This window comes from Micromonospora sp. NPDC002296 (assembly GCF_040296145.1).
Classification (GTDB): Bacteria; Actinomycetota; Actinomycetes; order Mycobacteriales; family Micromonosporaceae; genus Micromonospora.
In genome coordinates, this window is record NZ_JBEOWQ010000038.1 from 19,852 (window position 1) to 32,690 (window position 12,839).

Annotated in this window: 11 protein-coding genes; 8 read left to right on the forward strand and 3 right to left on the reverse strand. The window is 71.5% G+C overall.

All coding sequences use genetic code 11. The annotated features are described in order from the left end of the window. The first annotated feature begins 46 nt into the window (after positions 1 to 46). From ABT023_RS23490 to ABT023_RS23515, 6 genes are all read left to right on the forward strand, one after another. A complete protein-coding gene (locus tag ABT023_RS23490; RefSeq protein ID WP_350888547.1) occupies positions 47 to 1,096 on the forward strand; it encodes a Rieske 2Fe-2S domain-containing protein in 1,050 nt (349 codons plus the stop codon). Beyond that, positions 1,089 to 3,608 (forward strand): PEP/pyruvate-binding domain-containing protein, encoded by a 2,520-nt coding sequence (locus tag ABT023_RS23495; protein WP_350888548.1) that lies wholly within the window; start codon positions 1,089 to 1,091, stop codon positions 3,606 to 3,608. Before ABT023_RS23490 ends, ABT023_RS23495 begins: the two co-directional genes overlap by 8 nt. Further along, complete coding sequence (locus ABT023_RS23500) at positions 3,605 to 4,192, forward strand: hypothetical protein (RefSeq protein ID WP_350888549.1); 588 nt, start codon at positions 3,605 to 3,607, stop codon at positions 4,190 to 4,192. The genes ABT023_RS23495 and ABT023_RS23500 overlap by 4 nt, the downstream gene beginning before the upstream one ends. After that, complete coding sequence (locus tag ABT023_RS23505) at positions 4,185 to 5,198, forward strand: lysylphosphatidylglycerol synthase transmembrane domain-containing protein (protein ID WP_350888550.1); 1,014 nt, start codon at positions 4,185 to 4,187, stop codon at positions 5,196 to 5,198. Before ABT023_RS23500 ends, ABT023_RS23505 begins: the two co-directional genes overlap by 8 nt. After that, positions 5,191 to 6,051 carry a class I SAM-dependent methyltransferase gene (locus tag ABT023_RS23510; RefSeq protein WP_350888551.1) on the forward strand — a complete coding sequence of 287 codons (861 nt, stop codon included), beginning with the start codon at positions 5,191 to 5,193 and terminating at the stop codon, positions 6,049 to 6,051. Before ABT023_RS23505 ends, ABT023_RS23510 begins: the two co-directional genes overlap by 8 nt. 133 nt (positions 6,052 to 6,184) lie before the next feature. Next, positions 6,185 to 8,221 carry a hypothetical protein gene (locus ABT023_RS23515; protein ID WP_502890743.1) on the forward strand — a complete coding sequence of 679 codons (2,037 nt, stop codon included), beginning with the start codon at positions 6,185 to 6,187 and terminating at the stop codon, positions 8,219 to 8,221. On the opposite strand, the gene ABT023_RS23520 is transcribed toward ABT023_RS23515, so the two are convergent. Together ABT023_RS23520 and ABT023_RS23525 are read right to left on the reverse strand one after the other, a co-directional pair. Beyond that, complete coding sequence (locus ABT023_RS23520) at positions 8,187 to 8,828, reverse strand: DUF2306 domain-containing protein (RefSeq protein ID WP_350888553.1); 642 nt, start codon at positions 8,826 to 8,828, stop codon at positions 8,187 to 8,189. The two genes, ABT023_RS23515 and ABT023_RS23520, sit on opposite strands and share 35 nt — an antisense overlap. A gap of 234 nt (positions 8,829 to 9,062) precedes the next feature. After that, a complete protein-coding gene (locus tag ABT023_RS23525; RefSeq protein ID WP_350888554.1) occupies positions 9,063 to 10,058 on the reverse strand; it encodes an NAD(P)-dependent alcohol dehydrogenase in 996 nt (331 codons plus the stop codon). Between the two features lie 111 nt (positions 10,059 to 10,169). Between ABT023_RS23525 and ABT023_RS23530 the strand changes: the two genes are divergently transcribed. Further along, positions 10,170 to 10,886, forward strand: a complete 717-nt coding sequence (locus ABT023_RS23530; RefSeq protein WP_350888555.1) for a TetR/AcrR family transcriptional regulator — start codon at positions 10,170 to 10,172, stop codon at positions 10,884 to 10,886. A gap of 195 nt (positions 10,887 to 11,081) precedes the next feature. Here ABT023_RS23530 and ABT023_RS23535 read toward each other — a convergent pair whose 3' ends face one another. Continuing rightward, positions 11,082 to 12,512 (reverse strand): LuxR C-terminal-related transcriptional regulator, encoded by a 1,431-nt coding sequence (locus ABT023_RS23535; RefSeq protein ID WP_350888556.1) that lies wholly within the window; start codon positions 12,510 to 12,512, stop codon positions 11,082 to 11,084. Positions 12,513 to 12,642: 130 nt separating this feature from the next. On the opposite strand from ABT023_RS23535, the gene ABT023_RS23540 reads away from it, so the two are divergent. Beyond that, positions 12,643 to 12,816 carry a putative ATP-grasp target RiPP gene (locus ABT023_RS23540; RefSeq protein ID WP_350888557.1) on the forward strand — a complete coding sequence of 58 codons (174 nt, stop codon included), beginning with the start codon at positions 12,643 to 12,645 and terminating at the stop codon, positions 12,814 to 12,816. The last annotated feature ends 23 nt before the right edge of the window (positions 12,817 to 12,839 follow it).

The following is a 12,839-nucleotide window of genomic DNA, read 5'->3' on the forward strand; positions in this document are numbered from 1 at the left end:
CCGGTTCGCGCCCCGTTCCCGCCGGACCGGTCGGCGGTGCGGGGCGATGACCGTGCAGAACCAGCCGGCCGGCACGCGTACGGACCGTGGCCTCAACCTGGCGGCGAGCTGGTACGTCGCGCTGCCGTCCGACCGGCTGCGGCGTAAGCCGAGAGCGATCACGCTGTTCGGCCGCCGCCTGGTGGCCTGGCGGGACGGCAGCGGTCGCCCCACGGTGATGGCGCGCACCTGCCCGCATCTGGGCGCCAGCCTCGCCGACGGCAAGGTCGTCGACGGGACGCTGCGGTGCGCGTTCCACCATTGGCGGTTCACCGGTGACGGCGCCTGCGTCGCTGTTCCGGGCACCGACCGCATCCCGCGCGGCGCCCGGGTCAGGGCGTACCCGACAGCGGAGCGTCACGGCTATGTCTGGGCGTGGTACGGCAGCGCCGAACCGATGTTCGCCCTGCCGGAGTTCCCCGCGCTGGACGCCGGAGCGGGGTTCGCCCGCGGGTTCCGGCTGGCCGACCGCACCGGAGCGACCGTCCGGCGGATCCTGGAGAACACGTACGACCCGGACCACCTCGTCGAGTTGCACGGCCTCGACGTCACTGACCAGCCGAGCCTGCGGATCCTCGACCGGCCGGACGAGCTGACCGGACACGGGCCGCCCATCACCGGTGGCGCGTGGATGGGCGCGGAGCTGACCTGGCCGGCCTACACCGGCAGGCTCGGCGCCCTCGCCAACCTGCTGGGGATCAATGCCAAGCAGTTCGTGCTGCGCGTCGACGGCTGGCCGGCCGGGCAGCGCATCACCTACTGGGCCGACGACGTGATCCAGTACCGGCTGCTGCTCGCCACCACACCGGTCGCCCCCAACCGGACGGTGCAGCACATCGCCGTCGCCATCGAGCCGAGCGGACGGCGGCTGCGCGACCTGCGGAGCTACCTGGTGCACCGGCCGGAGATCACCGTCACGTCGAACCAGGATCTGCCGATCTTCAACACCCTGGAGACCGGCGACCGGCACGGCATCTACGTCGAACGGGACAACGGTGTCCGCGCCTTCCGCAAGCACTACCAGCACTGGGTGCAACGGGTGGCCGACGATGCCTGACGTCATCGCGCTGTCGGCCGTCGGCCGGGACGACACGCCGACCGTGGGCGCCAAGGCCGCCAACCTGGGCGAGCTCATCGGCGTCGGCGTACCGGTGCCGCCGGGATTCTGCCTGCCCACCTCGGTCTATGAACGGTTCGCGCAGCCGGCCGTGGCACCACACCTGGCCCTGCTCGCCCGCGGGGACGAGCAGGCCGCCGGAACGCTGCGCGCGGCGATCGAGGCGATCGAGCTGCCGGCGACCCTGCTCACCGACCTGGAGGAGGCGTTCCGGACGGTGTGCCCGGCCGGCGGAGCCGTCGCGGTCCGGTCCTCCGGCACCTCGGAGGACACGGCGGACACCAGCTTCGCCGGCCAGTACCACACCGAGCTGGGGGTCCGGACGTTCGACCGGCTGGTGAACGCGCTGCTGCGCTGCTGGGCCTCGCTCTGGGACGTCCACGCCATCCACTACCGGGACCGGGTGGGACTGCCGCACGCCGAGGCACGCATGGCCGTCGTCGTGCAGGCCCTGGTGCCCGCCGACGCCGCCGGTGTCATGTTCGTGACCGCGCCGACCGCCGCGGTCACCGAACCAGTGGTCATCGAGTCCAGCTGGGGGCTCGGCGAGGCGGTGGTCAGCGGCGTCGTCACACCCGACCGCCATGTGGTGGACCGCGACGGCCATCGGCTGCTCAGCACGGAACACTCCCACAAACCCCTCATGGTCACGCCCGCCGAGGACGGCGCCACCGTCGTCGACGTCCCGCCCCAACTGCGCGACACCCCCTCGCTGACCGGGGATCAGGCCGTGGCGCTCGCCCGGCTGGGCATCGAGGTCCAGGAGCACTTCGGCACCTCCCAGGACATCGAGTGGGCAATCACGGACGGCCGGATCGCGATCCTGCAGGCACGCCCGCTGACCCGGGACGTGGTGCTGCCCGAGGGCGTCCGCTGGCGCAGCCCCATCGAGGGCGCCGAGTGGGCGCGGATCAGCATCTGCGACTCGTGGCTGCCGGAGCCGCTGTCCCCGCTCTTCGCGACGACGCTCTTCCCCCGCCTGGTGCGCAAGTGGAAGCAGAACTGGTCCGGTTCGGACCCGCGCATCGACCGCCTGCTGCCGGAGCCGATGTCGGGCACCATCAACGGGTACGCCTACATCCGGCTCGACACCCGACTCAAGCGGCACCCGGTCCAGACCGGCAAGCTCGTGGCCGCCTTCTTCCGCTTCCATCTCGCCCGGCTCGACCGGCAATGGCGTACGACCCTGCTGCCGCACCACGTCGAGCGGATCGAGGCGCTGCGCAGGATCACCCCGGCTACGCTGACCACCCGCGACGTGCTCGCCGTCATCGACGAGGCCGAGGAGCTCAGCGCGGTGTACTGGGCGCTGCTCGGCGGGCTCGCCTGGTACTGGAACGGCGGCGAGTGGCTGCTCGACCGCCTGTACCGCTCCCTGGCGCCGCCGGAGGCGGCCGAGGACGGGTTCGCGGTGCTGTTGCAGGGATACCCGACCAAGACCTCCGAGATGGACGTAGCTCTCTTCGAGCTGGCCACGGCCGACGGGCCCGGGGGCGGGCCACCGGACGGCTTCGACCAGTTCCTGGAGGGGTACGCACATCAGGCGTACCAGCTGGACTTCGTTGAGCCGACGCCGGTGGAGGATCCGTCGGCGATCCTGACCACCCTTGAGGCGTACCGGGAGGGTCGTCTCCGCTCGCCGCACGACCGCCTGCGCGACCTGGCCGGACAGCGGGAAGAGTCCCGCACGACCTTGTTGCGCGGCTTGCGCCGCAAGCCGGTCCGCCGCGCCGCGCTGCGGGCCCTGCTGCGCTGGACCCGCTACTACGCCCACGTCCGGGACGAGGCGCTGCACTACTTCACGATGGGCTGGCCGACCATCCGGCGTGGGTACCTCGAACTGGGACGGCGGCTCGCCGATGCGGGCGCGCTGAGCGCCGCCGACGACGTCTTCTTCCTCAGCGCCGACGAGCTGAGCGAGCAGCTGCGCGTCCTGGGGGCCGGGGACCGGCCGGCCGATCTCGCCGAAACCGTACGCCTGCGGCGGGAACTGCGGGAGCAGCAGCGCCAGGTGTCACCGCCCGCCCAGGTGCCCCGAGGGCTGCGGGTGGAGGTGGCCGGCGTGGACTTCCTACCGATCGCCTTCCTCGGCCGCAGCGAGGACCCCGACGAGTCGTCGGCCGATCTCAGCGGATTCGCGGTCAGTCCCGGTCTGGTCACCGCGACCGCCCGGCACGTCAGTTCGGTACGGGACTTCACCGAGGTGAGACCCGGCGACGTGTTGGTCGCCACGTACGTCACGCCTGCCTGGTCCCCGCTGCTGGGCATCGCCGGCGGCATCATCACCGACAGCGGGGGCGCACTGTCACACGGCTCCATCGTCGCCCGCGAGTACGGCATCCCGGCCGTGATGGGCACCGGAAACGCCACCAAGGTCATTCAGAACGGCCAGATCGTCACCGTCGACGGCACCCGCGGACTCGTCTACCTGACGGAGGGGAGCCCATCGTGACAACTCCGCCATCACTGTCGGACTGGGTGCCCGGTCTCGACGACTCCGCGACGCTCGCGGAGGCGCACGCCGGGATGCCCGGCGACGACCCCTCCGTCGTCCCGTGGTACGTCCGGCTCCTGGAGAACCCGGCGAGCCCGGTCGCCTTGCCCGGCAACGTCGATCTGTTCGGCCACGACAGCATCCACATCGTCCTCGGCCGCGGCACCCTGCCGCCCGATGAGGCCTTCGTGCTCGGGGCCACGATGGGCTCCGGCGGACGACTCAGTCGGTGGCAGCAGAGGCTGTTCACCCTCGCGGCCACCAAGCTGTACCGCGGGCCGTGGCGGCTGAGCCGCGACGACCTGCTGCTGTTCGAGATGGCCGTACGCTTCGCGGCTCACCAGAGGATCCAACCGCTCGGCGATGTGCCGTGGCGCGACCTGCTCGCCTGGCCGCTGGGCGAGATTCGGGCGAAGTTGGGCATCCACACCCCTGACCTGCTCCGCTTCTACGCCACCGAGCGCGCGTTGTGGCCGCACAGTGCCGCTGCCCGGCGGCTGCCGACCTCCATGGCCGCCGACCACGTCTGCCCTGATGAGTGAGACCCGGTCGGCGTCGAGGAAACGGTGGGATCTCGTCGTCCGGGTGGTGCTCGTCGCGACAACCGTCATCTCGCTGTGGTGGTTCCTGCGCGGGCTCGACGCGCGCGCGTTCAGCGACACGCTGGCCCGCGCGAATGTGCCGCTGTTGGTGGTCGCGGTGCTGCTCAACCTCGTCGCCCAGGTCGTCCGGGCCGGCAGTTGGGTGGTGATGCTGGGTCCCCGACACCAGCCGCCGGCCGGCCGGCTCCTGCGATACGAGTTCGCCGCGCAGGCGGCGTCGTCGATCAGCCCGGCCCGCGCCGGTGAGCTGCTCCGCCTGTGGATGCTCAAGCACGAGGGCGTCCCGGTCGGGATCACCGGTGCGCTCATCGTGCTGAAGAAGACGATCGGGGCGGCCTGCATGGGTCTGCTGGCACTGGCCACGCCGTTCGTGGTCCCCGGACTGCCCGGCTGGGTGACCGGCTTCGTCGTCGGCGTGTCGGCCCTCATGCTCGTGCTGCTCGGTCTGCTCGTGGTGACCGCCTACCGTGCCCGGGCGAACCGACTGCCGAAGATGCTGCACAGCATGGTCGACGGCATGTACTTCCTGAAGGACCGGTTGCGGTTCAGTTCGGCTTCCTGCCTCATTCTCGTCGGCGAGACGATCGACGTGGCCGCCGCCTACGCGGTCATGCGTGCGCTGCACATCGGTCTGTCGGTGGCCGCCGTCGTTCTGGTGGTCTTCTTCATCGACTTCTCCAACGTCCTGCCCGGTGCACCCGCCAACCTGGGCACGTTCGAGGTCGGTGCCGTCTACTGCCTCAGTCTGCTGCACGTCGCGCCGGACGCCGCCCTCGGCTTCGCGCTGCTGTTCCACGCCCAGCAGGTCCTACCCCAGGTCGTCGTCGGACTGCCGCTCCAGCTGCACTTCCTGAGCGTGCGGAGAAAACAGCCGGGCACCAGCGGCCCCGGAACCATCGGCACGGTGACCACCGCGCCGCCGCTAGTACGGAGTGACCATGACTGATCAGCTGTGGGCCGTCTACGACACGGTCGCCGACGTGTACGACGAGATCGGTCCCGCCTTCTTCAAACCGGTCGGCAGCAGGCTCGTCGGCCACGCGGCGGTAGCGCCTGGTGAACGCGTCCTGGACATCGGCACCGGCCGCGGCGCCGTCCTCTTCCCGGCTGCGGCCGCGGCGGGCCCGGACGGTGAGGTCACCGGCATCGACCTGGCACCTCGGATGATCCAGTTGCTCCAGGAGGACATCGCCCGGCGCGGGATCGTCAACGCCCGGGCGGTCGTCATGGACGGCCGGGCACCAACCTTCGCTCCGGGGACGTTCGACCTGATCACCGCGAGCATGAGTCTCCCCCTTGTCCCGGATCACCCGGCCACCCTGGCCAACTACGCCCGGCTGTTGCGTCCCGGGGGGCGGATCGCCCTCGCCGTCCCCGGAGCCGGCACCGAAGGGGACGGGTCGCAGATCGCGCTGGAGTTCTTCCAGCGAGCCATGCGTGACTTCGCCGCGACCGATGCCGCAGCCGGTACGGCTGACGCCCTCGACGCCGCCGACGAGGTTGATGCCATGACCCGGCATCTGCGGGGCGCGGGCTTCGTCGAGCCGCGGGTCGTGGTCGAGGATGTGCCACTCGTCGCGGCGTCCGGGGAGGAGTTCGTCCGCTGGACGTACGCACAGGGTTTACGCCTCTTCTGGGACATGATTCCGCAGGAACGCCGTCCCGGCCTGGAACGTCAGCTCGCTGCGGAACTGGACACCCGGCGGGACGCCGACGGTTGCATCCGGCTCACGAACCCGGTCTGCTTCATCGTGGCCACGTCGCCGGACAGAAGCCAGGAGCACAGGACAACCATGTGACGAGCCCCGGGCGATGGCGCGGTGCATGAGCCGCGGCCCCTTGCCTAGATCCATTCACGAGCGTAGGAAGGACACCACGCTCCACCCACCACCGTCAGCCCCTGCATCGATCCACCGCCCAGTGTCGAAGGAGATGCGCGTGACCACACTCAGACGGCTCCGTCTTGCCGTGTCCGTGCTGGTGACCGCAGGCGCCGTCCTGCTCGGCGCGGGCGCCGCCGCGGCGCCCGCGACTCCCGCACCGGCCGGGCACCGGGACTGCGACCCGATCGACCCGACGGCCTGCCTGCTGCCGTTCCCGAACGACTACTTCACCGTGCCGGATCGGACCAGCCCGACCGGCAAGCGGGTGCGGTTCGCGGCCTCCGCGATGCCCGTCAACGCGCAGGGGACCTCGATCGACCCGACGGAATGGAACCGGCAGGACGGGTTCAGTCCCGGCTCGCCGATTCTGGTGCGCGTGCCCGGCCTCGACGCCGCGGCGACCGGGATCGCGCCGGTCACCGACATCGGCCGCTCGCTGGCACCGGACGCGCCGATCGTGTTGCTGAACGCCCGGACCGGCAAGCGTACGCCGTATTGGGCCGAGCTGGACGCGCACGCGGCCGGCCAGTCGGACCGCCGGCTGCTGATCATCCGGCCGGCGGTGGCGCTGACCGAGAACACTCGGTACGTCGTCGGACTGCGCGGAATGCGCGACGGCAACGAGGCGCTGATCCCGGCGCCGAAGGCGTTCACGGCGTACGTGACCGGTGCCGGCCTCGACCATCGGGACCGTCGTGTCCCGCAGATGAAGCGGATCCTCACCGACCTGACCAAAGCCGGCGTCAAGCGGCACAGCCTCTACCTGGCCTGGGACTTCACCGTGGCCAGCCGGCACGGTCTGACCGGGCGGATGCTGGCGATCCGGGATGGTGCGTTCGCCGCCCTCCGCCGGGCCGCACCGTCGTTCACCGTCACGCAGGTGACCGACTACCCACCGGAGCAGGAGCCGCTGATCGCCCGGCAGGTGACCGGCACCATCGGCGTACCGTCCTATCTGACCGGCGACGGCGGGCCCGGCTCCCGGCTGCACTACGGTCCGGCCGGCGGCGGCGGGACCCCGCCGACGCCGAACGCCCTGCCCACGCCGTCCGGCGCGACGGTGGCGGCGGACTTCGTCTGCAACATCCCGCGCAGTGCCTCCGCCACGAGGCCGGCGCACCTCTCGCTCTACGGTCACGGCCTGCTCGGCAAGCCGACCGAGATCAACGCCGGCAACGTCAGGACGATGTCGAACACGTACGATTTCACCTTCTGCGCGACCAGTTGGATCGGCATGTCCGCCGCCGACGTCCCCTACGTGGCCGGCGCCTTCACCGAGCTCAGTGCCTTTCCCGCAGTGGTGGACCGGGTGCAGCAGAGCTTCCTGAACTTCCTCTTCCTGGGCCGGGCGATGATCCACCCGGGCGGGTTCGCCGCCCACCCGGCGTTCCGGGACGCCAGCGCCCGGCCGCTGATCGACGTGGCCGGCGGGCTGCGCTACGACGGCAACAGCCAGGGCGGCATCAACGGCGGCGCGCTCACCGCCATCGCCCAGGACTGGACCCGGTCGGTGCTCGGCGTGCCGGGAATGAACTACTCCACGCTGCTGCAACGCAGCAAGGACTTCGCCCCGTTCCAGGCGATCATGGACGGCTACTACCCGGACAAGGTCGACCAGCAGTTGATTCTCGCGCTGCTGCAGATGTTGTGGGACCGGTCCGAGGCCAACGGGTACGCCCAGCACATGACCGACCGGCCGTTGCCGGGCACCCCGCCGCACCAGGTGCTGATGCACGTGGCCTTCGGCGACCAACAGGTTTCCACCGCCGCGGCGGAGGTCCAGGCGCGCACCATCGGCGCCCGCCTGCACACCCCCGCGCTCGCCGACGGCTGGTCACCGGACACGCGGCCGTACTGGGGCATCGCGCCGATCCGCAGGTACCCGTACACCGGCTCGGCGATCGTGATCTGGAACAGCGGCGCGGCGTACGCGCCACCGCCGACCAACCTCGCCCCGGTGGGCCCGGAGTACGGCGACGATTCGCACGAGTTCCCGCGCGCCCAGGCCGGAGCCCAGAAGCAGAAGGCGGTGTTCCTGCTCACCGGCAAGGTCATCGATGTCTGCGCGCGGACGCCCTGCCAGTGACGCGGAAACCGGTCGGGCCGGAGGGGGCCCGAAGGCCAGCCGGGCGTCGGATGACCCATTCGGCGACGGCGGCGTTGATCATCCAGCCGGACCCTACGGAGAGGGCGGTGCTCAGGTCGCTCGTGCCGAACAGGGCCTCACCGACGGGCTGGGTGAATGCCTGGGTGCCGGCGCTGACGGCGAGGGCGTAGGCACGGATCATCCAGGCGCGGTGGGCTGCGACATGGCGACGCCGAATCGCGGTGAACCCCAGAACGATGCTGGCCGCCATTGCCGATCCGACCAGGAGCCGGATGCCCCACAGCAGGTCACCGCCCGGGGCGTCGGGGTAGAACAGTGTCATCCAGGTCCCGGAGGCGGCGACGATCAGACCGGCCACGATCAGTGTCCGGCCGGACCGTCGGTGCCAGCTCGGACGGCGACGACGCAGCCGGGCGGAGAACTGGAACGCGCCGAGGACGGCGTAGAGGGCCGCGGCGAGCACGTGCGCCACGACGGGCGCCGGGGAGGAATCGATGCGCGGGTTGGTGGGTAGCAGCTGAGGGCCGCCGGCGAGTTCGAGCAGCCGCAGTGACCCGGCGACGACCGGGACGAGGGCGAGGGCCACCAGCGCTACCGGGAGGTGCCAGCTCGACCCGGGTCGGTCATCCGGCGGGGGCCGTGATGCCGATCGGGTGACCGGGACGGTGTGCTGGGTCATTCGACACCCGCCCTCGTGGCCGTGCGCGGACCGTCCGGCGGGGCCGTGGAGTCGGTAGGCGTGGTGCGCGGGACTGAACGGGCGAGCCTGATCATGGCGATGCCTTTCGGTAGGACCAGGAACGGCAGGAGGCGTCTGGCATCAGTCGGGAGGTCGGATGGTGATGACCACTTTCGCCCGCGCGTGTTCGCCTTCCAGGTACCGGATGGCTTCGGGAACCTCGGGCAGCTGATACGTCCGGTCGATGACCGGGGTGAGGCGGCCGGCCTCGGCGTGGGCGCGGAGCGTGTCGAGGTGTTGCCGGCTGGGTGCGGTGGTGAGAATGGCGATGCGGTGCCGCACGAAGGGTGCCAGCAAGCGCCCGCGCGCGATGAGCCAGACCGGTCCGACGAGGCTGCCGCCGCGATGGACGCCTCCGCCGGAGAGCACGAGCGTCCCGGTCGGGGTCAGCGCTCGCCGGAGCGCGGTGAGGGAACGGTTGCCGACCAGGTCGAACACGACGTCGTGGCGGCCGGCGTCGTGGGTGAAGTCGTCGCGGGTGTAGTCGACGACGTGGTCGGCGCCGAGGGAGCGCACCAGGTCGACGTTGCGGGTGCTGCACACTCCCGTCACGGTCGCGCCGAGCGCCTTGGCCAGTTGGACGGCCAGGGTGCCGACGCCGCCGGACGCGCCGTTGACGAGCACGTGGTGGCCGGGCTCGACCTGCCCGACATCGCGCAGGCCCATGAGTGCGGTGACTCCGGCCAGCGGCAGGGCGGCCGCCTGTTGCGGCGTCAGGTTCCCGGGCATGCGCGCGACCAGGGTCTCGGGCACGCAGGCGTACTCGGCGAACGCCCCGTTGGCGTCGCCCAGGTCGCCGAAGACGGCGTCGCCCGGTCGCACCTGCCGGACGTCGGGGCCGACGGCTTCGACCCGGCCGGCGAAGTCGCGGCCACGGATTCGCGCCTGCGGCCCTGACCGGCCCATCGACAGGCGTGCCAGGCGTGGATCGCCGCGCATGACGTGCCAGTCGTACGCGTTGAGCGCGGCGGCCTCGACCCGGACGAGCACCTCGTCGGCCGCGGGCACCGGCGCGTCGACGTCCGCGAGCGTGAGCATCTCCGGCGGACCGTATCGATACTGGACGATCGCCTTCATCTCTTCCTCTCCAGGTGTACGCCGTACACCTTCTGTGAACAAGGTAGGTGTACGCCGTACACCTGTCAAGGTGGCTAGGGTTCAACCGCCGGCAGAAAGTGGAGGACCGTGATGGCTGAGCAGGCCGAGACGCTGCGCCGGGCGCCGCTGAGCAGAGACCGCGTCCTGCGCGCCGCCGTCACGCTCGCCGACGAGGCGGGGATCGAGTCCCTCAGCATGCGCAACCTCGCCCAGGATCTGGGCGTCGTGCCGATGGCCCTCTACAAGCACGTGGCGAACAAGGACGAACTGCTCGACGGCATGATCGACGTGGTCGTCGGCGAGATCGATCCTCCGGTGCTCGACACCGACTGGAAGCGCGTGATCCGCGAGCGCATCCTCTCGGCGCGGGAGGTGCTGCTGCGCCACCCCTGGGCGGCGATCGCGATCGAGTCGCGGAACGAGGCGACGCCGGCCATCCTCGGCTACCTCGACTCGATGGTCGGGACGCTCCGCAAGGGCGGCTTCTCCACGGACCTCGCCCACCACGTGATGCACGCGATGGGCAGTCGCATGCTGGGCTTCAGCCAGGAGTTGTTCGACGCATCGCGGCGCGCCGGACGGTCCGGCACGGCCGAGCCCGAACCGCCGGCGGCGTTTCCGGCGGAGGCCGCCGCCCGGTTCCCGCACCTCGCGGCGATCGCCACCGCGGCGTCACACGACGACACCTCGGTCGTCGGCCAGGGCTGCGACGACCAGTTCGAGTTCGAGTTCGCTCTGGACCTGTTACTGGACGGCATCGAACGACTGCGCCAACAAGGCTGGACGTCGTCGCGTCCCCCCAGGTGAGGTTGTTCGTCAGCCGCAACCAATACGAGGTGTCCGCCGCGCCGGGCGCACGCGCGGGGTGAGGTCGCCGTGGTGGTCGCCGTCGCCGCACGCGATCTCGTCCAGCGCGTTGACGATGCGTATCGACGCAGGCTGCCCCGCACCCGGCCCGACCAGCTCTCGGCTGCGGCTCGGGTGGGGGTCGCGGAGCCCCGATCAGCCTGTTCGGGCCCGCCGGGTGGCGAGTTCGGTGCGGTTGCGGACGCCGAGCTTGCGGAAGATGTTGCCGAGGTGGAACTCGATCGTCTTGACCGAGAGGAACAGGCGCTGGGCCGCCTCCCGGTTGCTGAGCCCGTCGGCGATCGCGGCGGCGACCCGTGCCTCGGCGTCGGTCAGCGACGGCTGGCCGGTCCGGTTCGCGAACGTCGGCACCGCGTCGAGAGCCGGCGGCCAGTCGGCGCGGGCCGGGCCTACGGCCGGGGGCCTGGTGCTCGGCGGATCGCCGAGCAGCCGCAGGTCGTTCAGCACCAGCGCGAGCATGCCGGCGGCACCGGTTCGGGCGTACCCCGCGCACGCCTGTTCCAGCAGCCGGGCTGCCTCGCCGCGCCGGCCGGACCGTCCGTGGTGGGCGCCGAGCAGCCAGGCGATGCGGGCCGTCAGCAACTGCTCGGCGGGCCGGGTCAGCTCGCCGAGCGAGGCCGCCAGCGCGGCCGCGGTCGTCGGCGAGTCCGGGGCGAGGATCCAGGCCCGCCACGCCGGCAGCGCCGGTCCGCCCGGCCACGAGAGGGGCGGGTCGTCGACGGCGGCGAGCAGGCCGGCGGCCACCCCCGGCCGGCCGGCCTGGGCATGGTGGGTGGCCAGTTCCCAGCGGTGCTCGTAGTGCAGGCCGGCGGTGACGCCGGTGTCGGTGGCGACCACGAGTTCGAGCAGTCCCGCCCAGGCATCCAGGTCGCCACGGGCGAACGCCAGCGCGGCCGTGCACTCGGGGAGGTGGCGGGCGACCCAGGCGGACCCGACCCGCGCAGCCAACTCCCGGGCCTGGTCGAGGTGGGCCGCCGCCAGGTCCAGGTCGCCACGGAGCGCATCGCACTTGGCCAGCCACGATGTTGCCTCGGCCTGTACGTCGAGGCTGCCGGAGAGCGTGGCGAGCCGGGCCGCCTCCCGCAGCTCGGCCTGCCCCCGAACCAGGTTGCCGGCCCACGCGTCGCCGACGCCGATCATCGCGAGCATCCGCGCCCGGTCCACCGGGGCGAGGTCGAGGGCGTCAACCAGCGGGGCGAAGCGCCGCGCCTCATGCGGGCGCATCAGTGTCATCACGGCCGTCAGCGCGCACTCGACCAGAACCGGGTCGTCTCCGAAGGCGTTCTCGTCGAAGATCCGTACGGCGGTGTCGAGGCATTCCGGGCCGTCGGCGAGGCGGGACCGGGTGGCCACGATCCCCACCAGCGTGCAGCAGATCAGTTCCGTCCGCGCCGAACGGCTTGCGTCGCGTGCCTTCTGCACGCGGGCCACGAGCGGGAACATCTGGTGACTGTCGGCGGTGCGGGACAGCGCGACGAACGCCTGGAACACCAGGCGCGCGGCCCGGTCCGGGTCGGCGCCGTCAGCTGCCGACAGGAAGCGCTCGGCCACGATTTCGGTAGACACCGTGGAAGCGTAGAACCGGGGTCCAAGCCCAGGGATCACCCCGGTGCCGGCTGCCGCCCGCCGGCCGACACTGCTTCCTACCGGCCGGCCGATGACCGGTCGACGTACCGATGTGGATAGAGGTAGGACCATGAGGCGCAAGACCGTGCGGATCGACACCATCCCCGCCGACGGGGTGGAGCTGGCCGACGAACAGCTCGCCCGGATGCTCGGCGGCCTGCCGCCGGCCAACGGGGCCGGCTCGTCGAAGACCATCGACGACATCCCCGGCGGGGGACGGCCGGACACCGACACCGACTTCTGATCAACTGCCCTCGACGGCCCGGC